20 protein-coding genes and 2 tRNA genes are annotated in these 22948 nt (G+C 42.5%); 14 read left to right on the top strand and 8 right to left on the bottom strand.

The genetic code is table 11. The features are described 5' to 3' along the window. A partial coding sequence (locus Q0C29_RS09400) for an MFS transporter (RefSeq protein WP_292000405.1) occupies positions 1 to 668 on the top strand: 668 nt, incomplete at its 5' end. On the opposite strand, the gene cobA is transcribed toward Q0C29_RS09400, so the two are convergent. Next, positions 634 to 1374 carry a uroporphyrinogen-III C-methyltransferase gene (gene cobA / locus Q0C29_RS09395; protein WP_292000404.1) on the bottom strand — a complete coding sequence of 247 codons (741 nt, stop codon included), beginning with the start codon at positions 1372 to 1374 and terminating at the stop codon, positions 634 to 636. The two genes, Q0C29_RS09400 and cobA, sit on opposite strands and share 35 nt — an antisense overlap. A gap of 38 nt (positions 1375 to 1412) precedes the next feature. Here cobA and Q0C29_RS09390 point away from each other — a divergent pair, with 38 nt between their 5' ends. Beyond that, on the top strand, positions 1413 to 1904 hold the full coding sequence (locus Q0C29_RS09390) for a DUF123 domain-containing protein (protein ID WP_292000403.1): 492 nt from the start codon (positions 1413 to 1415) through the stop codon (positions 1902 to 1904). Positions 1905 to 2332: 428 nt separating this feature from the next. Here the strand turns inward: Q0C29_RS09390 and Q0C29_RS09385 are convergent, their stop codons facing one another. Further along, positions 2333 to 4450, bottom strand: coding sequence for a glycoside hydrolase family 3 N-terminal domain-containing protein (locus Q0C29_RS09385; protein WP_292000402.1), 2118 nt, complete (start codon positions 4448 to 4450; stop codon positions 2333 to 2335). A gap of 233 nt (positions 4451 to 4683) precedes the next feature. Then, positions 4684 to 4772, bottom strand: a tRNA-Arg gene (locus Q0C29_RS09380). 136 nt (positions 4773 to 4908) lie between these two features. Here Q0C29_RS09380 and Q0C29_RS09375 point away from each other — a divergent pair. Next, positions 4909 to 6270, top strand: a complete 1362-nt coding sequence (locus Q0C29_RS09375) for a serine hydrolase (protein ID WP_292000401.1) — start codon at positions 4909 to 4911, stop codon at positions 6268 to 6270. A gap of 206 nt (positions 6271 to 6476) precedes the next feature. Here Q0C29_RS09375 and Q0C29_RS09370 read toward each other — a convergent pair whose 3' ends face one another. Next, complete coding sequence (locus Q0C29_RS09370) at positions 6477 to 8117, bottom strand: radical SAM protein (RefSeq protein WP_292000400.1); 1641 nt, start codon at positions 8115 to 8117, stop codon at positions 6477 to 6479. Between the two features lie 205 nt (positions 8118 to 8322). On the opposite strand from Q0C29_RS09370, the gene Q0C29_RS09365 reads away from it, so the two are divergent. The 3 genes from Q0C29_RS09365 (at position 8323) to Q0C29_RS09355 (ending at position 10801) form a co-directional block, all read left to right on the top strand. Continuing rightward, positions 8323 to 9840 (top strand): elongator complex protein 3, encoded by a 1518-nt coding sequence (locus tag Q0C29_RS09365; protein WP_292000406.1) that lies wholly within the window; start codon positions 8323 to 8325, stop codon positions 9838 to 9840. A gap of 117 nt (positions 9841 to 9957) precedes the next feature. Further along, positions 9958 to 10524, top strand: a complete 567-nt coding sequence (locus tag Q0C29_RS09360) for a hypothetical protein (protein WP_292000399.1) — start codon at positions 9958 to 9960, stop codon at positions 10522 to 10524. A gap of 197 nt (positions 10525 to 10721) precedes the next feature. After that, a tRNA-His gene (locus Q0C29_RS09355) sits at positions 10722 to 10801 on the top strand. A gap of 101 nt (positions 10802 to 10902) precedes the next feature. Here the strand turns inward: Q0C29_RS09355 and Q0C29_RS09350 are convergent. Then, positions 10903 to 11622 carry a hypothetical protein gene (locus tag Q0C29_RS09350; protein WP_292000398.1) on the bottom strand — a complete coding sequence of 240 codons (720 nt, stop codon included), beginning with the start codon at positions 11620 to 11622 and terminating at the stop codon, positions 10903 to 10905. A gap of 95 nt (positions 11623 to 11717) precedes the next feature. On the opposite strand from Q0C29_RS09350, the gene Q0C29_RS09345 reads away from it, so the two are divergent. From Q0C29_RS09345 to Q0C29_RS09330, 4 genes are all read left to right on the top strand, one after another. After that, positions 11718 to 12071 carry a hypothetical protein gene (locus Q0C29_RS09345; RefSeq protein WP_292000397.1) on the top strand — a complete coding sequence of 118 codons (354 nt, stop codon included), beginning with the start codon at positions 11718 to 11720 and terminating at the stop codon, positions 12069 to 12071. Between the two features lie 323 nt (positions 12072 to 12394). Next, positions 12395 to 12751, top strand: a complete 357-nt coding sequence (locus Q0C29_RS09340) for a DsrE family protein (RefSeq protein ID WP_292000396.1) — start codon at positions 12395 to 12397, stop codon at positions 12749 to 12751. A 91-nt stretch (positions 12752 to 12842) separates the two neighbouring features. Further along, positions 12843 to 13868, top strand: coding sequence for an ABC transporter permease (locus tag Q0C29_RS09335; protein ID WP_292000395.1), 1026 nt, complete (start codon positions 12843 to 12845; stop codon positions 13866 to 13868). 10 nt (positions 13869 to 13878) lie between these two features. Next, positions 13879 to 14781 carry an ABC transporter permease gene (locus Q0C29_RS09330; RefSeq protein ID WP_292000394.1) on the top strand — a complete coding sequence of 301 codons (903 nt, stop codon included), beginning with the start codon at positions 13879 to 13881 and terminating at the stop codon, positions 14779 to 14781. Here the strand turns inward: Q0C29_RS09330 and Q0C29_RS09325 are convergent. The 3 genes from Q0C29_RS09325 to Q0C29_RS09315 are packed head-to-tail and all read right to left on the bottom strand — an operon-like array spanning position 14775 to position 17155. Further along, on the bottom strand, positions 14775 to 15212 hold the full coding sequence (locus Q0C29_RS09325) for a PH domain-containing protein (protein ID WP_292000393.1): 438 nt from the start codon (positions 15210 to 15212) through the stop codon (positions 14775 to 14777). The genes Q0C29_RS09330 and Q0C29_RS09325 overlap by 7 nt on opposite strands. A 1-nt stretch (position 15213) precedes the next feature. Then, complete coding sequence (locus Q0C29_RS09320) at positions 15214 to 16191, bottom strand: ABC transporter ATP-binding protein (RefSeq protein ID WP_292000392.1); 978 nt, start codon at positions 16189 to 16191, stop codon at positions 15214 to 15216. Then, positions 16184 to 17155, bottom strand: coding sequence for an ABC transporter ATP-binding protein (locus Q0C29_RS09315; protein ID WP_292000391.1), 972 nt, complete (start codon positions 17153 to 17155; stop codon positions 16184 to 16186). Before Q0C29_RS09315 ends, Q0C29_RS09320 begins: the two co-directional genes overlap by 8 nt. Before the next feature lie 100 nt (positions 17156 to 17255). On the opposite strand from Q0C29_RS09315, the gene Q0C29_RS09310 reads away from it, so the two are divergent. The 4 genes from Q0C29_RS09310 to Q0C29_RS09295 form a co-directional block, all read left to right on the top strand. Beyond that, positions 17256 to 20012 (top strand): ABC transporter substrate-binding protein, encoded by a 2757-nt coding sequence (locus Q0C29_RS09310; RefSeq protein ID WP_292000390.1) that lies wholly within the window; start codon positions 17256 to 17258, stop codon positions 20010 to 20012. Between the two features lie 115 nt (positions 20013 to 20127). Beyond that, positions 20128 to 21246, top strand: a complete 1119-nt coding sequence (locus tag Q0C29_RS09305; protein WP_292000389.1) for an ABC transporter permease — start codon at positions 20128 to 20130, stop codon at positions 21244 to 21246. 2 nt (positions 21247 to 21248) lie between these two features. Further along, entirely contained in the window at positions 21249 to 22637 is a 1389-nt protein-coding gene (locus Q0C29_RS09300; RefSeq protein ID WP_292000388.1) for an ABC transporter permease, read from the top strand. Between the two features lie 5 nt (positions 22638 to 22642). Then, positions 22643 to 22948, top strand: a 306-nt coding sequence (locus Q0C29_RS09295; protein WP_292000387.1) for an ATP-binding cassette domain-containing protein, incomplete at its 3' end; no start/stop codon positions are given.

The raw sequence follows: 22948 nt of genomic DNA, 5'->3' as shown, positions 1-22948 counted from the left end.
GGTTCCTAATGGACATAGCCTACTACGGTTCAGGAATATACTCAGGCCCAATAGTGACTACCTTTCTACCAGTGAGCGTATACCCAACATTGAGGTTACGTATAATTCATGAGGTCTTTGAAGCGGGTCTACCATTCCTAATTGGTTTACCCGGCTACTTTACCGCAGCCTTACTCATAGATAAGATTGGAAGGAAGCTAATGCAGCTTCAGGGGTTCATAATGATGAGTGCACTTTACTTAATTGTTTCAACCCTAGTTGTGACTAATGAAGTGGACGTTGTTAGTTTCCTAGCTCCTATTCAAGTAGTGATAATACTCTATGTCTTAACCTTCTTCTTCATTAACTTCGGCCCAAACACCACAACCTTCGTAATACCAGCTGAGGTTTATCCAGCTAGCCACAGGGCTATGGGGCATGGAATATCAGCAGCGGCAGGTAAGGCGGGGGCTGCCTTATCCACCTTATTGTTATTCCCATTACTTGAGACTCATATTAAGGAATTACTGATAATATATGGAATTGTGTCGATAATAGGTGCATTATTGACTATTCAACTAAAGGAAACTAAGAATAAGGATCTTGAGTCAATTTCAGGGGAAGAATTAGTAAATCACTTAAGCTCATACGCAACTAGGGGCTTGCTGAATCCTTATATAGTGGACTAAGTTTAACTGACTTACCCACCACTATCACTGATGGATTCTCTACCGTAATTCCACAATTAGCCATCTCACCTAGTGTTGTGAATTGAATCTTCGAATCGCTCATGTAAGCCCTAGTTATAACTGCTACAGGTGTCTTTGAATCTAAGCCCCCTTGAATAAGCTCCACCGCTATTCTACATGCCTCGGAGGCACCCATTAGTATCACGATTGTGCCAACGGAGCCTGCTAGCTTCCTGAAGTCAACTTCCTTAAAGCCCTTCCCTGGGTCCTCCCTACCGGTTACAAAGGCAACACTACTGGACACACCCCTAAGTAGTATTGGGACTAGGTACTGCTCTGGAGCTGCTATGGCGCTGGTTACCCCTGGTACGACTTCACAGTCCACGCCATTCTTAATTAAGTATTGGCATTCCTCAAAACCCCTACCAAATATGAATGGGTCACCACCGTGAAGCCTAATGACCACCTTGCCCTCAAGTGACTTCCTGAGGAGCAATTCGTTTATCTCACCCTGCTCCATCACGTGCCTACCAGGTTCTTTACCAACATATATTAATTCAGCCCCCTCCTTAGCGTGTTTAAGAATATCCACTGGGATTAACCTATCGTAAACCACTACGTCAGCTGATTCCACTAGTTTAATTGCCTTAACAGTGATTAACTCAGGATCCCCTGGACCAGCCCCAATAATGTAAACTTTAGCCATAGTATCAGTTTAAATTTGGGGAAGATAAACCTCACTTAATGCAGTGCGTAACGGAATTTAATGAATTAAGCACGGAAAGAGGAACGTATGTGCTCATTCTTAATGCTTCATCACTAGTTTCAATTAACGTTGCTTCCCTGGGTCAAGTCACATTAAATGAGGGGTATTATGCTTACGTTGGGTCAGCTAAAGTGGGTATTAAAACTAGGGTGGGAAGGCACATTAAGCTAGCTATGCTTAAGGCTGGTAAACTTAGGTGGCACTTAGATTACGTTCTAGTTAACAGTAACATTACGCTCCACAGTTTAATCTACATTAATAATTCATACATAGAGCATGAGGTTGCTCAGGCACTTTATAGGCATAGGAATATTGATGTTGCCGTTAGGGGCTTTGGCTCCAGTGACTGCAATTGCGTGAGCCACTTCTTCAAATTGAATTCAAGTCAAGACCCATCAATGTTCATAGCATCATTAATTAAGCAAATGGGTTACATACCATGCATACTAAAACTCAGTACTGGGCAATAACTCATGAACTGATGCATTAGGCCTAAGTAATTATAGGCATTTATTCGGGTCTTAGCCTAAATAACAGTGTTCTATTAAGAGTTCAACCTTTATTGTGGTTGTTAGCCATTGATTATTAGTCGCTTGGCTTTCATCGAGTGCCTTCCTACACCTCACCACAGTTCATAGGCTTTACAGTAACATCCTCTAATCAAGCATTAACCACAAAGCACATAAGCCTTGTGCATACAGCATTAGCCCACTTAACAACACTTAAGAAGATTTAGAAGCGATCTAAAGCACTGAGAAGCAGCATAAAATGTTACGGACAGTGCGGGATTCGCGAATAATTATTCAATAAGCTTCAGAAATGCATTCTAAGGTGGGAAGTGCGATCACGCTATATTTAATATTCGTTATGAGAATGGTCATAAAAGATTAGCACTTAGCTAGGGTTTGAACGATATTTCATTGTTTAACGTGAATTTACTGGTTAGCCTTATGTCCCTTGATGATGCACCAACCCTAACTTCGTATTCACCCTTATCAACAATCCACAGCCCCTTTGCATCATTAAAGCTTGCTAATTCCTTAATGTTAATTGTTAATTCAATATGGTCTACTTCACCTGGATTCAGTAGCCTAGTCTTCTTAAAGGCCTTCAGTTCCTGAACAGGCTTATCTAACGACCCTTGAGGGGCCTTAACGTAGACCTGAGCAATCTCTTTACCTGGGTATTTGCCTACATTAATCACGTCAAAGGAGACCTTAACAGAATCATCAATAGTCACTCTAAGATTCCTGTACTCGAACCTGGTGTAGGATAGGCCGAAGCCAAATTCATAGGCAGGTTCAATACCATACTTATCGTAGTAACGGTACCCAACGTAAACTCCTTCGCAGTACTTAACCACCTTGGGGTTATCTGGAGGTGTTCCAGGGTAACATTCCACAGCCTTGGCTGCCGGCACATCACTCCAGTCCCTTGGGAATGTTGTGGGTAATTTACCTGATGGGTTAATCCTACCAGTGAGGACATCAGCCACAACTCTACCAGCCTCCTGTCCAGGTAACCACACTAGGATTATTGCATCAACTAAATCCCTCCAACTAACCACCTCAATGGGTGATGGAACGTTTAATACAACTATAACCCTTCTACCTAATGCGTGGAATTGCTTGGAGACTACCTCAATGAGCCTGCGTTCACTATCGGTTAAGTAATAATCACCCTTAATGGCCCTCCTATCCCAACCCTCACCAGAATTCCTTGATATAACCACTACAGCCGCATCATTGCGTTCAGCGTACTTCCTAACCTGCTCCTCACTTACTACGTCCTGAGGCAGGGGCTCTGAGTAGGCCTCCTCATAATACAGGGCGCATAAGTAGTCCTCACCCCTGTTCTCCTTAACGTAATTAACGTAAATTGATGATAACTCCTCATCAACCCTTAATCCACCGTTCCTTAAGCCATCTAGGATATTTATGAAGTACCTTGGGTGAGTGTGCCCACTACCTAAACCACCCCTATTAGTCTCAATCTGCCCAGTACCGAATAAGGCCACCTTAGCATTAGTATTGAGCGGTAATGCTTCATTATTATTCTTAAGCAGGACCACGCCCTCAGCGGCGGCTTCATAGGCTAACTTACTGTGCTCCTTAAGGTTAGGGGCATTGGTTGGCTTATAGCCCTTATAGGCGGGAGTCCTCTTAATGAATTCGAGAACCCTAGCTGCACTCCTATTAACGTAGTCCTCACTTAATTCACCCCTCTTAACAGCCTCAATAAGCCTAGAGACAATTTCATCACTGCCCGGCATTATTAAGTCATTTCCAGCCTTAACCTGCTCAATAGGGTTATCTCCAGCCCCCCAGTCGCTCATTACTATACCATCAAACCCCCACTCCTCCCTAAGCACCTTAGTTAACAACCATTCATTCTGAGAAGTGTACTTACCGTTAAGCTTATTGTAGGAGCTCATTATTGCCCATGGCTTAGCCTCCTTAACAACTATTTCAAATGGCTTCAAGTAAATTTCCCTAAGAGTCCTCTCATCAACAATAGTGTCCACAGTAGTCCTATTAGTCTCCTGCTCATTAGCAGCGAAGTGCTTTGGAGTTGCTGCAACACCAACCGATTGAACACCCTTAACGTAGGCTACAGCAATCTTACCGGCCAGGAGTGGGTCCTCTGAGAAGTATTCAAAGTTCCTACCGCACAATGGATGCCTATGAATATTAATGCCTGGTGCAAGGAATACTCCTATGCCATAATCCCTAGCCTCCTCACCCATAGCCCTACCCACAGCCTCCACTAACTCAGGATTCCAGGTTGACGCAAGCATAATGGGTACTGGAAAGGCAGTAGCAGGCCACCTTCTGATTGGATTAGGTTCAATCCTAATGCCTGAGGGGCCATCGGCCATAGCCACCATTGGTAAACCCCTAACAGGCCTAGTTTCACCAGCGGTGCCGTGAATTCTCCTTAAATGCCATGATGCACCAACTAGTAATTGAACCTTCTCCTCAAGGCTTAAGTCCTCAACCCTAATATCTCGGCTCATGCTATCTGCAGTAATCACTACCTTTAAAGCATTACAAGAAGGGGAAACCGCCTTTCCTTAATGCATATGGATAAGCACCACTAGCAAAACCTAATGGTAATTTACTTTTAAGCTTCAATCTTTCATGGATTATTCTCTACTTGCTCTAAGTTTCTTAACCGTAGCGCGTTTAATCATAGTGATGGTAGGTAGTAACATTGGTAAATATCATTAATGAATGTTGAGGAAATCAGCGGCCCCGGTGGGATTTGAACCCACGACCTACGGCTTTCTGCCGTATGTCCGCAGGCCGTCGCCCTAATCCATGCTGGGCCACGGGGCCTGGGTTTGCTTCTATAACCTAATATATTAATGCTTTTCTCATTCATGTTGAAGCACCCTAAATTAACATTGTTTAAAATGGGACCTTAGGGTGGGTTATTGGCTTAATTTATTAAGAGGTTGGGTAGTTTGGTACTATGGATTTCAGTAATCTTGAGGGATTTGTAATAAGTAAAATGAGGGAATCCAGGATACCTGGGTTAACCCTAGGTATTGTTAAGAATGGTGAATTAGTTTACGCGAGGGGTTTTGGTTTCAAGGATCTTGAGAGGGGGTTACCGGCAACTCCACGTACGACCTACGGTATTGGTTCAATAACCAAGTCCTTCACTGCACTTGCTGTACTTAAGCTTGCTGAGGAGGGAAAACTAAGCCTACAGGACCCAGTGGAGCGTTATGTACCATTGAGACTACGCCCAATGGGTGAACCAGTACTGATACATCACCTGTTAACTCACTCAAGCGGTATACCGGCGTTAGGTTACGCTGAAGCCTTCATAAATGGAGTATTGGGACTTGAGGAAACCTGGCTTCCCTTAGCAACCCCAGATGATGTAATAGCCTTCATGAGGGAATCTGAAGATTGGGCTATTGCTAAGCCAGGTGAGAGATTCTTCTACCTAAATGAGGGCTATGTCCTACTCGGTTACATTATTAGGAAGGTTACTGGGTTACCCTATGAAGATTACGTGAGTAAGTTAATACTCAAGCCCCTGGGTATGAGTAGAACGTATTTTAGGGAAGAGGAGTACAGTAGTGATGAGGATAAGGCTACACCCTACATTATTGATAAGGAGGGGAAGCATGTTAAGGGCAAATTCCCCTTTGGAATAACCTCAGATGGAGGATTACTAAGCAATATAATTGACATGTCAAAGTACGTTAACATGCTTATAAATAGGGGTGAGTTTAATGGAGTAAGAGTATTGGGTAAAGATTACTTGGAATTAGCTGAGAGGAAGTACATTAATGTCCCCTGGAGAACACTGGGTGATGAAGGTTATGGCTATGGTTTAATAGTAAGTGATGAATTCTTCAATAGGCGGCTCATCAGCCACAGCGGATCAGTCCTAGTTTACACTTCATACATGGCCTATGTACCAAGTGATAAGATAGGGGTAATTGTTATGGCTAATGCTGAGGGTTATCCATTATCCAGGATAGGTCTCTACGCCTTAACAATGATGATTGGGCATGATCCAAGCAAGGAACTTGAAGTATTCAGGAGGGAGGAGGCTAGTGCAAGGTTGGAGGGGACCTATGAATCATATGGTGGCACAGTTAGGGTAAGTGTGGTTAGGCAAGGTGATTACTTAATAATGAGGAGTGTAACTAAGTACACTGAGGAGTCGACTATACTTGTTCCTGAGGAGATTAAGAGTGATTACGCCAAGTACTTCACGCTAATTAATGGGGCTAAGGTGTATGCGGAGTTCATAGTTAAGAATAGTGGAGTTGAGTTAATATATGAGAGGTTTAAATTCACTAAGAGGCAGTAGGAGCTTCATTATCTAAGTAATGACTCAGCACGGTTAGTGTCTTCACCCATCAATGGAAAGACCCGTAGTTCATCACTCCTCACAGCAATAGGTGATTTAGGTATTTAAATTAATAACGCTTCATCATGAAAATAACATTACTTACGCTTACCACTTAAGATAACTGAATCATGATTAGGCTAAGAAGGATTAATATGATTATGAATTTAACTAGTGGCCTTAGCTTGATTAATCTCTTGAATTAGCTTCATCGGCGTGAATCTTTGCTCAAGGTTCTGGTTCCTTAAGTTAGCAATGATTTCATCAAGCCTATCCTCAATTTCATTAACCCTCTTCTCAATGTAATCTATGAAATAGTTTATCCCAACCTTAACTGGGAAGAGTAGTGGACCCTTTAGGTAGAACTTGTTCACAATGTCCCTCGACCAATACACTGAATGCCTAAACACAACCCTAAGAAGCTCAATATGCTCAGGGAGCAGGTTATACCTATACAGCCACCCCTCCTTATCAGTCCTAACGTGGTTCATTGGTACGTAGAATAGTGGTACAACAAGGCTTCTGTAAGGTCTGATTCTCTCAATGAGTTCAATGGTTTCATTAACGTCATCAGCAGTCTCCCCAGGTAACCCAACTATTATCGTTAATGCAGGTATCAGCTTCACCTCATGCATTATGGATAATGCATCCGTTACGACATCCCACCAATTCTCAATCTTATATGGGGCAGCCTTACCAGGCATTATGATCTTAGCTAACCTGCGTGAACCAGTCTCAAGGCCAACCTGCGCACCCCACCAGTCCTGGTTCTCATCCTCAATGATTTCAGCTAACCTGCTCATTAACTTACCCTGCATCTTCTCACCATAGAGTACCGCAGCAAGGGTTGTGTGACTCCAGGCAAGGGTCTTATAGTACCTCTTAACAAGCTTATGGAGTTCAATTAACTTCTCAGGCTTAGGTATTATCGTTGGTGAACCGTACAATGGCACATCCTCAGAGTGTATTAAGCCATTAACAACCCCATTCCTCACATTAACCTTAAGCTCCTCCTCAATCTTACTCAAGGGGTACCAGCGTAATGCCCTTAACGTAACTGAACAGAAGGCGCAGCTCCTAGGGCAGCCGCGCCCAATCTCCACAAGCCCATTAACTGAGGCGCCCTTAATGGTCTTAATCTCATCTATACTTGGTGAATCCCTCCTACCTAGGTAAACGTACTTAGGGATTGGTTCCCCATTAAGAGCCCTCCTTGCTAATTCAACAACCGCAACATCCCCCTCACCATCAAAAACTAGGTCAACCCCATAGTAATTAATGAGCTCAGGGAAGTAAAGCCATTGCCAAGCTGAGGGGCCGCCTACGAAGATCTTTAAGCCATTAGTCTTCTTAGCATCATCAATGTAAGGCTTAAGGTTACTCATCATCTTCCTGAAGAGGTACGCATTGAGGGGTTCCTTACCCACTATCACAGCCCAGGTGGATGAAGGTGGGTTAAGGCCGAAGTAATCATGGTGACTAAGCATTAGTATTTTAGCGCCATTCTTAATATACTTAGCCACGTGATCTGGGTCAATGATGGCTGCCTTAAACCCAGCATCAATTAAAGCAGCCTCAATCTTCCTTAAACCATAAGGTGCCTCCCTAGGTCTGCCAAGCCTATCAACCTTAGGCTTAGGTGCCGCTAACCAAATGTGAAACCATTCCGAGAGTCTGTGAAATGGACCTAGGGAGACGAAGATGGGGCCTGTGGAGAGGAAGCCTAGAAATTCCTTACCATGGTGATTAGTCATCATTGATCTATCCGTTGTTAGCACAATATCAAGCGATTCACTTTCCTTAACCATTACGAGTATTTACTGTGCTCCTTTAAATATTTTATACCATTAAACACCTCTGCTTTACCAGCTGCAGCCCCTTAATAATCACTTGTAGCTAACACCACGGCTATTAATTATTCGTGAACGTGTTGAGTATGGTAATGTAGTGAAGTAGTTAAATAGGGGTTCTCATTCACGTGTTCTGAGTGGTGAAGAAGTGAGCAGTAAGGGTATGGTTGCTAAGGAGAGGTTCTTCGGCGGGGTTAAGAAGCCTGTAAGGGTGATTTCAGGAGTAACACCACTGGCCGTAATGACAGCTCCTTTACCCTGTCCAGGTAAGTGCATTTACTGCCCTGGTGGTCCACAAATGAACACCCCGAAGAGTTACTTACCTGACTCACCAGTACCCATGAGGGCTGTTAGGGTTAATTACGATCCCTACATGCAGGTTGCCTCCAGGGTGACGCAGTATAGGGCTATGGGTCATCCTGTTAGTAAAGTTGAGGTTATTGTAATGGGTGGAACATTCACGGCACTACCATTCAATTACCAGTACTGGTTCATACTTAACGTGTATAGGGCATTAAATGACTACCCAGTTTGGGGAAGCTCCACCCCCATAGGTGACCTGGAGCTTGAGGAGAATAAGAATGAGAACGCCTCAGCCAGGGTTGTTGCCTTAACTATAGAGACTAGACCTGACTTTGCCCTTGAGAAGCAGGTTAACTGGATTATTGGATTTGGTGCAACTAGGGTTGAACTTGGTGTTCAATCGATATATGATGATGTGTTAATTAAGGTTAAGAGAGGGCATGGTGTTGCTGAGGTTATTAAATCAACAAGGGTATTGAAGGATTCGGCATATAAGGTATGCTACCACATTATGCCTGGTTTACCAGGCTCAGATCCTGATAGGGACTTAGCAATGATTGATGAGTTATTCAGTAACCCAGACTTTAGGCCTGATTGCCTCAAAATATACCCAACACTAGTAGTACCGGGTACTGAACTTTATGAAATGTGGCGTAGGGGTGAGTACTCAAGCTACAGTGAGGATACTTGGCTCACGCTACTGGCTAAGGTAATGGCTAAGGTGCCTAGGTGGGTTAGGGTCATGAGGTTTGGTAGGGATATACCACTGCATTGGGTTGTTGATGGGCCAAGGATAGGTAACCTAAGGGAAGAGGTTTGGGCCAGAATGAGGCAAATGGGGCTTAAGTGCCTTGAAATAAGGTGCCGTGAAGTTGGGCACAGGATACTTGAGAGTGGTGAATTACCTAAAGCTACCGTGCTTAGGATTAATAGAATTAACTATGAAGCTTCAGGGGGTGATGAAGTATACCTAGAGGTTATTGATGATTCAGATACGTTGTACGGGGTGTTAAGGCTTAGAATACCTGGTAATCCTCATAGGCCTGAATTAAGGGGAAGAACAGCATTAGTTAGGGAACTTCACGTATATGGTCCGCAAGTCATAGTAGGAAGCAGGCCCATTAATCAACTTTGGTGGCAACATAGGGGAATCGGAAGAGCCTTAATGGCCAAGGCTGAGGAGGTGGCTGAGGAGTATGGCGCATTAAGGATTGCGGTGATATCAGGTGTAGGTGTAAGGGAGTACTATAGGGAGCTTGGCTATAGGAGGTACCCAAGGTCAATATACATGATTAAGGATTTAAGAAGAGGGAAGAGGATTGAATATAATTTAAGCAGTAATACGAGTACATTAAGCGATTTCCTCGTAACGGATTAAAGCCCTAGCATGCATAATCAACGCTCTAGCTTATAGGTGGTTCAGTATACTGAGTTCAGCGTTGGATTAGGTACTAGGGAAAACGCTTATAATTCACCTTAAAGTTGGTGATCATGAATGTTCATAGAAACGCACCTAGCAACCCGTGATGATTACGTTTTACGAAGTCTAGTGAGACTTAACTATATTGCAGTGGTTTCACTAGCTAAGATTAAGGGAGTGAGGGATGATTTACTTGTCCTTAGGAAGGTCCGCGGCCTAAGGCGAAGGGCGCCGTTCACCATAGTGTTCATTGAGGGTAATAATAGGTATGTATTGAATAAGTATATAGCTAACGATAATGTTGACGTGGTTACAATACTACCTGGGCCAGAGTACCCCAGTAGGAGGCAGTTATCCATTATTGAGGAGGAAGGTAAGTACGTTGAGTTAGTTGCGTTACCATTCATCAGGAGGGGTTTAATTGGGGATTTAAGCAGAGTAGCCTTAGATATTATGGATTATTCAACTAAGGCAATACTAACACTTGGTATGGAATCAATAAATGATGTTAAGAACCCTATTGACTTAGTTAACTTAATGACCTTAATAACAGGGGATAAGGATTATTGGATTAGGGCTATTAAGAATAATCCACTGAACCTAATAGTTGATGCAATCTATAAAAGTGGCGTATGCACTTAAGTAATATTACTTAACTGGGTTAATACGATAATTAACTCCTGATAACCTATAATGATTAATTAGCTTAATTAACTCCAATTACAGCGCCATGTTGGTAATTAACCCTTAAACCAGCACTTAGCGCGCATTAGGGAGTTAGTTAAGTCCCTTCATGAAGGAAAAAACTAATTAAGGTTAACTGAGTACAGCGCGTAAAAGGCCCCGGTAGTGTAGCCTGGTACAACACGCGGGCCTGTGGAGCCCGTAACCCGGGTTCAAATCCCGGCCGGGGCCACCAGGTAACATTCCTCATAAGTTAAATTATTTAAAAACGAACTTGATTATACTAAGATTGTACATTAAACCTTTAGATTAAATAAAGAATAGCGATATTTAGTTTTACAATACTTTATTTTTATCGAACTTAAATTCACAATACGCTAAAGGAGTCCTCCTCAACATGCTAGCCACCTCCTCTGTGCTTAGGTTAAAGGGTATTATATAGCCATTTATGAGAGAGAAGTGGCCCTCACCCTTATGCAGCTCTAGTCCTATTAATTCACCTGTGCGGGATCCCCACCATCCTTTTGGAGTTGGTACATCATACAGTTTCACAACCTTCACGTCAGAGTAGTAAACCACATTCACGTGCTTCGCAAGTGCAGGGGAACCACCCCTTACTTCCTCATTAAGCGAGAGTGAACGGAGTTCAGGCATCAATTCCCTCAATGGCTTATTTAACTCAGCATCACTTACGGAGAATAATTTACCCTTATAAGTGCCGTTCTTTAGGCCGATAATGCGATCAGCAAAGAACTTATTCCTTTTAAAAACTTTAATCACATCGGCTAAGAATAATTGACTTAAAGGTATGCTTGTAATAGATGATGTGGCTTGATAACTCTTGAATCCCCAATGTATGAATCTATCGTTAGTTATAATTAACCTACCTGCCCATTCACCATTTAAATCGAGCACAAGGGGTAGGCTATAGAGAGCTTGCTCCTCCAATTGATCATTCCTACCAAACTCGTAATAGCATACTTGGCATTTTCCCTTCCCCTCCCTATTAGCATAACCACATCTAGGACAGACCGTGGTTTCTATATTTTTAGACATCTGTAATTGATTTTTATGAGTTTAAAAACTTTGTTATTACTACCAAGTAACATTGGAAATACTTATAAAGGATTACTATTCTTATTTAATCTAATATGTCGCAGCCAAGTGGAGATGAGCATACTTGGGCTTTAGTAGCATGGATAATACCATTAGTTGGTGGGATAATTGGCATAGTAATGAGGTCTAACTCAGATTATGTTAAGCATTGGTCATACTTAAGCATAGCCTTTGGAATCATAATAATAGTCATAGATATAATACTCGGTGCATTATCTTTCTTAACCATACTAATATTGCCTATTCATATATTAGTAACGGTATTATACTACTTAGCTGGATTAGCATTCTTCATCATATGGATAATAGGCATTTTAAGAGAACGTAACGCAATTTACTGGAAACCACCAATCATTTATAATGTAGCAAGAATGATAGGCTTACCTTAAGTGCATCAAGGTATTACACATGACTATAAATTAAATCTTTAATTTGCTTCTTACCACTAGCCACAGTAATCTTACATATATTCATAAGTGTATTACTTGCAGCTTAAAAACTGGGTGAATATTCTAGAGTAAGTGCTAGTATTTAAGATTACCATAGTGAATTATAGGCATGACTTATGAATTAATATTATAGAGCTAAGTATTAGTTAAAATTAATAACGCTCATGGTTTTTCACTAGATTAAACCTTAAGCTTAATGCATGATAATGGAGTGAGTTAATGTGAAACAAGAGTTAAATATAATGTAATGGCACGTTAATGCAATGAGCGAGAATAAAGGTAAGGTTATTTTCTTCACTACAATATCTCCATCAGAAGAGGATAGGCTTCAAGCAATGCTAAGAATCGCGTTAATTGCATCATCACTAGGTTATGAGGTTTTCATTTACCTTGCATTATACTCAGTAATGATTATTAAGAGGAGTGTATTTGAAAAGCTAAGTGAAGGCGTAAGAAATATGTTAATTGACGCCATGAGGAAGAATGTTAGGATTATGGCGTGTAAAGTAGCAATGGAGAGTTTTAATGTTAAGGAAGGGGACATAATAAGTGGTATCATAGTGGCAGAGCCAGGGGATCTCCTTAATATTGCTAAGAATGCTATTACTCTCTCCTGGTAATTAAGATAATGCCCATGTTATGTTCATTAGTAATGCCACGTAATAGTAACCTATGAATAAAACTTAAATACAGCATGGCTTTACGGTGTTTATGTCTTCGATGGCAGTTTATGTTACTAGGAGGATCATAAACATGCTCATTACGTTACTGCTTTTAATAGCCATAGTTTTCACGCTCATTCACGTGCTTGCACCATCACCGTATGCATTAGCGAGGATATGGGTTGGAGCCAGGGTTACGCAACAGGCACTTCAAGCGGTTATTAAGGCTTATGGGCTTGATAAGCCACTTTACATACAATTCATAAACTATGTAGCCGATGTGTTTACAGGTAATTTTGGCGTTGATACAATGTTTAAGAAGCCTGTCCTGGAGGTAATGGCCATGTACTTACCTTATACTCTTCAACTTGTCCTATCCAGTACAGTGGTAGCTCTCATCATTGGTATATTCACTGGTGCAGTGGCTGGCGCCAAGAAGGATACTAGTACTGATTATGCAATAAGGATAACGTACTTGGTTACGTGGTCAATGCCCCCATTCCTAGTAGCCATACTACTGCAGCTGCTGATTGCCTACTACCTTGGCTTACTACCAGCCACAGGTATAGTTAACCCAATATACACTCCACCTAAGCCTATTACTGGATGGCCACTGTTGGATGCAGCAATTGAACATGATTGGCCATACTTCGTCAGTATGATTAGGCATTTAATACTACCAGCCACTTCCCTAGCTCTAGTCTCCTTCGGATTAATAACCAGGTTAATGAGAAACACTATGATAGACGTCATTAATAAGGATTACATAAGGACAGCAATAATGAAGGGCTTACCTGATAGGAGCATAATATATAAGCATGCGATGAGAAATGCTTTAATACCCATAGTAACCATTGCAGTGCTCGCCTTCGCCACCTCAATAGCTGGCGCAGTGGTTATTGAGGATATATTTCAGTACCATGGCATGGGGTGGTTCACCACGCAGGCATTATTCAACTTAGATTACCCAACAATACTTGGCTTCACGTTCATAGTGGGTATATCAATAATGGTGGCTAACCTAGTGGCTGACTTACTTTACGCAGTTATTGATCCAAGAATAAGGCTTGAGTAGGGTGATTGGCATGTCCGTTGCTGTTTTTGAGAACCCTAAATTAACCCTGAGGGTGCTTCTAAGGAATCCATTATCAGCAATAGGCTTAATCATAATTGCGCTCTTCCTAGTATGGTCCATCATTGAGGGGTCACTCCAGATAATTGGTTCAGTGACTAGGCATCCAAGCCTAGGCTGGGTCCTACTGCCTCATAACCCAATGGCAGTTAACCTAGCTGCTGGTAATGAACCACCATCCTTCAAGTACCTACTTGGCACAAACGCTGAGGGTCAGGACATACTTAGTAGGATACTTTACGCAGCACCTATTGATGCTTCAGTCAGCATAATAACCGTTTTATCAGCTATAGTGATAGGTGGCTTACTAGGAATATTAGCTGGATACTATGGTGGGTGGATTGATGAGCTTATTAGTAGGATAACGGATGCGTTCTTATCAATACCAGGCTTAATACTGTTACTCGCATTAACAATACTTATAGGTTCAGGGTACTTCCAATCAATGATGGCTTTAATAATAGTTTGGTGGCCGATATACGCTAGGTTATCTAGGGCTCAGACACTCTCAATAAAGAGTAGGTACTTCATTGATTCAGCTAGGTTATCTGGGTTAGGTGATTTTTGGATACTGATGAGGCATGTTTTCCCAAACATAATAGATCCTGTCCTCGCCTACGCCACCTTAGACTTTGGTAATGTGATATTAACCTACGCCACCTTAGGCTTCCTAGGTATTGGCATTAAGCCACCAACGCCGGAATGGGGTGAGATGGTTAGTGCTGGGTTAAATGAATTACCAGCTTACTGGTGGACTTCAATATTCCCAGGCCTAGTGATAACGATAATTGCCCTTAGCTTCGCACTGGTTGGTGATGGTTTACAGGATATTTTAGTGGGTAGGATAAACTATTGATGATAACCCATTTCCCTCAGCCTACTAATAATAAGTCTCTGCACACTCCAAGGTTCCCTCACATCCCAAAGCCTCACACCATAACCACTCCCAATTACTACCACTTGCCAGTTTCTACTGGAGGTCACTATAATGACTGAGCCGCAGTTAAATAACCTAGCCAATGGGCCCTGTGAAACGAATACATCCTCAATATCCCAATACTTAACCCTCATCCCCCTGTTCATTAGTCCCTTAAACTCAATATAGTCGCTGGTTATTTCATAAGAATGAGCACGCTTAAATAATACGTAGACCACAATCATCATCCAGTATATTGATGTGAAAATAAGCAGTGAAGTTAACCTACTTAAATTCAATAATGGTAAAATGATTAGTAGTGGTATAAGAGCCTTAATCAATGTCTTAGTAACAACTGGTCTTAGAATCATACTACCTCTTTGCATATAGCCAGCATGCCACGTATATGCCCTTCTTAACCTCAATCATGGGTGGCTCCTCCCTGCGGCAAATATCCATGGCGAATGGGCACCTTGGGTGGAATCTACAACCACTAGGTGGATTAATTAGGCTACCTACTTCACCAGTAGGTGGCTTTAAATCCTTCTTCCCAACATCTGGTATTGATTCTATGAGGGCTTGAGTATAGGGGTGTTGAGGCTCCTTTAATACACTTGATGTTTCACCGGACTCCACAATCTTACCCATGTACATTACCATTATCCTATCACTGAGGTATCTTGCCACAGATATGTTATGCGTTATTAATAAGTAAGTTAACTTATGCCTTTCCTGCAACTCAGCCAACAGGTTAAGTACCTGCGATTGAGTGGATACGTCAAGCGCAGAGGTTGGTTCATCAAGGACAATGAACTCAGGATTACTTATCACTGCCCTAGCAACAGCCACCCTCTGCCTCTGCCCACCACTAAGGTCACTTGGTCTCCTTTCAGCAAGGGATTGCTCAAGCCCAACTTCCTCCATGATCTTAAGTACCCTTTCCCTCAATTCCCTTCCCTTAACCCCCCTAGCGAGTAGGGGTTCAGCAATAATGTCTCTAATCTTCATCCTTGGATCTAGGCTTGAGTATGGATCCTGGAAGACCATTTGAACCCTTGACCTAAACTTCTTCAAGTCACCGCCCTTAAGGGAAGTAACATCAATACTATCAAAGAATATTTTACCAGCCGTAGGTGTTTCCAGTGTTGTTAATAACCTACCGAGGGTTGTCTTACCACTACCACTCTCACCAACAAGGGCTGTTGTCAAAGTCCTCTCCACAATTATGTCAACTTTATCCACAGCCCTAACATATACTGGCTTCTCTCTGAAAATCTTCTCCAATAACCCATACTTCTTAGCTAAAAACCACTTAGTTAACCCCTCAGTCTTAATCAACACTTCAGGCATAGAGGTGGCACCTCACTCTCCTATTATCAGTAATCTTAAGCTGTGGAACAACCTTAATGCAAGTATCAGTGGCATATGGGCACCTTGGGTGGAATCTACAACCACTAGGTGGATTAATTAAGCTGGGCACTGATCCACCTATTATCGGTAACTTACCCTCATGCTTACTGATCCTCGGTAAACTGCCTAATAAGCCCTGGGTATATGGGTGGTATGGTTTAGTCACCACATCATCTATGTTCCCCTCCTCAACAATTTGCCCAGCATACATTACCATTATCCTATCCCCTATTACCGAGGCAACGGCTAGATCATGGGTTATGAATATTATTGACAAGTTATACTCACTCTTTAAGTCCTTAAGCAACTTAAGTATCTGAGCCTGCACGGTAACGTCTAGTGCTGAGGTTGGTTCATCAGCTATGTATAGCCTAGGCCTCATCAATAGCCCCATAGCTATCATAACTCTCTGTATCTGCCCACCACTCAACTGGTGAGGATACCTATCAATTATGATTTCGGGGTCAGGTATCCTCACATCCCTTAATGTGCTAATTATCTCCTTAAGTGCCTTACCCTCATCAAATGCTTCCCCGCTCTTAATCATCCTAACTCTAACTGCCTCAATTAACTGATCCCTTATCTTATACACTGGGTTAAGGCTGTTCGCTGGTTCTTGAAAAACCATAAATATGCCTGTCCCCCTAATCATCCTCAGTTTACTTTGCGGAAGCTTAACTAGGTTAATACCATCAAACAAAACCTCCCCGCTCACGTACCTAGCGTTTGGTGGAAGCAGCCTACTTATGGCTAAAGCCAGCGTTGACTTACCTGAACCGCTTTCCCCAACCACTGCAATGGATTCCCCCTTATCCAGTGTGAAGGAAACATCATCAAGCGCCTTAACAGTACCGAAGAGAGTCCTGTAGATTACACTGAGTCCTCTAACTTCCAGCAATACCACTTCAAGGCACAAGGTTCAAATAATTAAAAACTTTACTCAAAAGGCAGTATATAAGACATTGCAATAAAGCTTTTAAACCGTGGTTCTTCAGTATCAGTTCATGTCACTGGCAATAGGAAATGGGAATGTTGGTGTGTCTAGGGGTGTTTTGGCTGCTGTGGTTGTGGCTGTTGTTGTGGTTGCTTTGGCTGGTGGTTTGGTGGGTTATTATGTTACTCATCCACCGACTAAAACAGTCACGGTAGTATCCTCAACAGCAACCACAGTAACCACCACAACAGCAGTAACATCAACAGTAACAACATCAACAGCCACAACAGTAACCACCACAACAAGCACAGCAACAACAGTAACAGCAACCGCAGTAACAACAACAACTACAAGCACTACAGCAACAGTAACCACTACTACTGTTCCTCCACCACCAATGCCTCAGACTGTTCAAATACTAGAAGTGCCACCAAGTGAAGTGCCTCAGTATCTGCAGACTGATGAAATTGACTTGTATTTGAATCCCTTCGTTATTCCGCCTAATGTTTTCTCTCAATTGTCTACTATTTCTGGTGTTGTTTTGGTTTCTCCTGCTTTAACTGGTGCTGATGATTTACTGTTTAACCCATATCCAAGTAATACTACGTTTAACCCCTTTGCTTATTGGCAGTTTAGGTTCCTTATGAATTACCTTGTGGATAGGAGTTATGCTGTTAGTCAGGTTTTCCATGGTTTAGCCTCACCAATGCTTGCCTGGCCGTCAGTGTTCGGCATGGATAGTTACATGTTAATATTCCCAGATATTGTTAAGTATAATATTCACTTTAACCCAAGTTACGTTAACCAGTCAATATTTGCATTATTCAATAAGATTAATGCCACTGACCCAATTTGGCATGGTAGGATACTTTACGTTAGTGGGAAGTGGTACTATATTTCACCAAACTCTACCACACCTAAGCCAGTAACCATTACGTTATTCATTAGGAATGATGACCCATACAGGTATGCCATGGGTGAGGCATTCGCCAGTGAGTTACAGAGCCTAGGCTTCACCACTAATATTGAGCTTGGGCCAGGTTCAACAGCAATACCTGCAGTATACGGTAGTAACCCAGCCAGTATGACTTGGCAGGTTTACACTGAGGGCTGGTCAATTACACCAGAACCATGGGATACTGGTGCCGGTGCAAGCTTCTGCGCATCATGGACAACTGACATGCCAGGCTGGCAGACATCTGGCTACTGGCAGTACACTAACTCCACTATTGATTCATTAACGTACCAAGTAGCCATAGGTAACTTCACCTCAATGGGTCAATTCATTAACATATCAAAGATAACGCTCTTCGATTGCTTCCAGCAGGCTGTTAGGGTTTGGCAAGTAGCCAATAGGTTCCCATACCCAGCATTATCATCAGTGCAGAACTACATGCCCAGTGTCTTCGGCCTAGAGTGGCCTCTTGGCGTTAAATTCGCCTACTCAACACTGCATCCTGACACGCTTAAGGTTGGTATGCGTCATGTTACAGTGCAGGACTGGAATACTTATAATTGGTATATACAGGTTTGGGTATATGATGTTGATGTTATTCAAGGCTGGATCGGTGACCCATTCTACTACTATAACCCGTTCAATGGCTTACCAATGCCACTTAGGGGTTCTTGGAGTGTTGAGATGAGTCCAAATGGTTCAGCAGTATTCCCAGTACCAGCCAATGCAGTGGTCTGGAATGCCACGCTTAGGAAGTGGGTTAATGTTGGTTCAGGCCACTACGCTAAGGATGTTGTACGCTTCTACTTCAATGGTACTTGGTTAGGGCAGTATTGGCAGGATGGTCAACCAATAAGCATGGCTGACGTCATATTCTACTACTACACTTGGTTCGACCTATACGCAACAACAACCACTGGGGCACCAGATCTAGGTCCCAATCAAGCTGCAGCCAGTGATATTGGTTCAGCATTATCATCAGAAATCCCAGCAATAGCCGGCTTACAATTCTTCCCCAACGGTACCGTGGTGGTTTATGGTAATTACTGGTTCCCAATACCGGCATTTGTTGCATCATTCTATGCCCCAGGATTCCCAACATTCGCTAATCCATGGCCAATTCAGGCTGTTCAACTTTACGCCTATGCACAAGGTAAGTACGCCTTCTCAACTGGTGAGTCTGAGTCACTTAAGATTCCTCAGCTTGATTTAAGGAGTCCAAGTGTTAACGCCTACTTAGCTGGTGTGCTTGAGAATTGGACTAAGACTGGTTACATTTGGGATAATGGCTCATGGGCTATTATTAATGGTTACAACTTCCTAGGCCCTAACGCCACTGCAACAGCCATTAAGGCTTATGAGGATGCCTTAAACTTCTATAACACCTACGGTAACTTATTCATAAGTAATGGCCCATACATACTGAAGAATATTGTAACGGTATCACCACAGTCAGCAACACTAGTAAAGTGGAGCGGCTACCCATACAACTACACCTACTGGTTCAATCAAATATATGCTAAACTAGGCGTAACCACAATGCCACCAGGAGGAAACCTAGTACCTAGCGTTATTTTGGTTACACCAAGCAATATGACTGTCGGGCAACCGGCAACATTTACAATAACAACATACGACCCAGCAGGTATACCTGAGGCCTACGTTTACTTAGTATCACCAAGTGGTGTAGTGGTGTTCTCAGGGGAGTATAATGGTACTGTAAGCGGAACAGCTGGCACGATAACGTTTACAATACCGGCAAGCGTAACAAGCACACTAACACCAGGAACATACTCACTATGGGTATTATACTACACAAGTATAGTGGCAATACCAGCGCAGTATCAGACTACCATAATTGTAAGCTCTTAATCGCCTAATCACTAATATTTAAAATAAAATTTAGATAATAATGTTTTGTAAAAATTAAAATATATGACTTATGCGTGGTAAAGCTTATTAATAAGTGCACCAAGGGGCAATGAGTATGGGTTTACTCAGGGCCTTAACGATAAGGCTAATTAACCTAGTTATTGTACTACTCGTGGTTCTCATAGTAATTGCAGCTGTTTTATCTGGTCCAGCGTCGCAAATACTTAAGAGTAATATTGAAAGAGAAGCCAGTGAACAGGTTGCAGCCTTAATGCTCCATCACCCTATGACGCCTGCTCAGGCTGATCAATTAAGGCAGAAGCTCATTAGCCAATTGGAAACTGCTTATGGTTTAAATCAACCTGTCTTCCTGAGGGTGTTCTTCATACTTTACAATATACTGTCCTTTAACTGGGGCTTCTCTTACTTCCCCAATTCCTATGGTGTACCCTCAGGTAGGGTTGTATCAATAATAATGTCGGCGCTACCTGGGACAGTGATTCTTGATACCTTAGGTATAATGCTTAGTGCCGTTATTGGCATATGGCTTGGCTTAAGGGCCGCCTTAAAGTATGGCACTCTTTACGATAGGGCTGTAACCTACTACGGTGCTGTGGATAATGGTATTCCACAATGGTGGGTTGGTATATTAATGATACTGGTTTTCGCGGTGGATTTAAGACTAATGCACTCCCCAATAACATTCCCTTATGGAGGTATTGTGAGTAGCCAATACTACAACATGTGGCTTTATAATCCATTTAAGGCATTAGTAACCCCGTCAATACTCATTGATTTACTTTACCACATGGTATTACCCATGGTTACTGTACTAGTAGTTAATGTTGGTGGTTGGGCATATTTCGCTAGGTCAATAGTCCTCAATATAGCTAGGGAGGATTACGTGTTCTTCGCTAAGGTTAAGGGTCTTCCACAAGGTCACATAGTTAATAGGTATATTATGAGGCCTGCAATGCCGCAGATATTGACTAGCATATTCATAACAATACCATTCGTGCTCTTCGGCGGATTCCTGCTTACTGAAGCGGTTTTCCATTGGTGGGGATTGGGTTATGTCCTTAACATAGCCATAGTTGGTGTACCATCACCAGACATGCCGGTTATATTAGCCGTAACCTACATGTCTACGTTACTTTACATAATCCTAGTATTCATACTTGAGATACTCTACTATGTGCTTGATCCAAGGATAAGGGAAAGCGCAGGTGGTTAATGATGGCTAAGTCATCACAAGTTAGGATAATGGGAATGTCCCTAAGTGAATTCGCTCACGGCTACTTATCCACAACGCTGGGTAAGGTATCCCTAGCATTGTTTATAATCCTAATAGGTGCATCAATATATGCGGCAATAGTAATACCACCCAACTTCGGTGAGGTGTGGAATGTGCCGACGAATTGGGAAATTTACCCAAAGGATGCGCCGCCAGTGTGGCTTAATGTGTTTACAGGTAATGCATATGCACCAGAGGTTATAAGTAGTAGCATAACGCAGGCATCATCCTCATCAATAACGGTAAGCTTCAGTGTATATAATTATTATAAGCAGCCTTGGAATGATCTCTTCATAGTCCTGAAACCACCTCTCAGTGGTACTGGCATGGTTGCTTACGTAACTGTGAATAGGCCTGATGGATCAACCCTACGGATTGGGCCTGTTCAATTAGGTTCAGGGGTCACTGAGGTTGGCACCATGTATCAGGTTGAGGGTCAGATAATTCAATTCTATGCCTCAAAATACGGATATGCCTTAAACATACCAATAGGCTCCTCAGCATTCCCGTACGTATTCATGAGTGTAGTTGGTAACTATGTAAAGTCACTTTACGGTAAGTATACCATAACTATAACATTAATGCCCACCTCCGGTTCCTTACCAAGCCCAGGTGATTCAAAGCCTGTTGAGGTTGCCCTAGAGGGTACCGCCTATGGTTTAATGGGTACTGATACCGTTGGCCATGACTTATGGTTAGGACTACTGGCTGGCTTCCCAATAAGCCTAGAGATTGGTATAGTTTACGCACTGCTTGTTACAGTTATAGCAGTTGGAGTTGGTTTAGCTGCGGGCTTCATGGGGGGTATTGTTGATGAAGTCTTAACTAGGATAACTGACCTGGTTATATTGATACCATCATTCGTAATACTGGTAGTACTATCAATACTCCTTCATTTAAACATATGGGATGCCATGCTTTACTTAGCAGTATTAGCCTGGGGTGGTAGTGCTAGGATTATTAGATCGATTTCAATGCAGATAAGGACAGCAGCATACATTGACTTAGCTAAAGCCTCAGGGGCCAGTAACCTGTGGATACTTAGAAACCACGTATTGCCTCAAATAACCCCATACATGCTTTACCTTTTAGTCGTTAATGTGCCTGGAGCAATACTAACCCTCTCATCATTAAACTTCCTTAACCTAGCTGGCGTAAGTTACCCAACATGGGGTACAATACTCTATTACGCTGAAGAGTATGGTGCCTTGGAGACAGGTATGTGGTGGTGGGTTATTCCACCAGGCATATTGATAACGCTTGTTGCCGTAACATTCATAGTGACCGCATTGGCAATAGAGCCTATTGTTAACCCTAGGTTGAGAAGGTGATTAATGTGCTTCTTGATGTTAAGGGTGTTAGCCTAAACTACGTGACCACTAGGGGTATTGTTAAGGCACTTGGGGGTGTTAGTTTTAGTGTTAATGAGGGTGAGACAGTAGCCATAGTTGGTGAGACAGGTAGCGGTAAGTCAACGTTAGCTAAGGTGATAACTAGGTCATGGGAGGAGAACGCCAGGGTGACTGGTGGTGAGGTTATTTTCGAGGGTGTTGATATACTTAAGCTTAGTGAGGAGGAGTTTAGGAGGAATTACAGGTGGGTTAAGGTAGCCATGGTTCCTCAAGGCTCCATGAACTCCCTT

Source organism: Caldivirga sp., assembly GCF_023256255.1.
In the GTDB taxonomy this organism is placed as follows: domain Archaea; phylum Thermoproteota; class Thermoprotei; order Thermoproteales; family Thermocladiaceae; genus Caldivirga.
The sequence above is the reverse complement of the archived record's forward strand: the minus strand, read 5'-3'. Positions and strand labels throughout refer to the sequence as shown.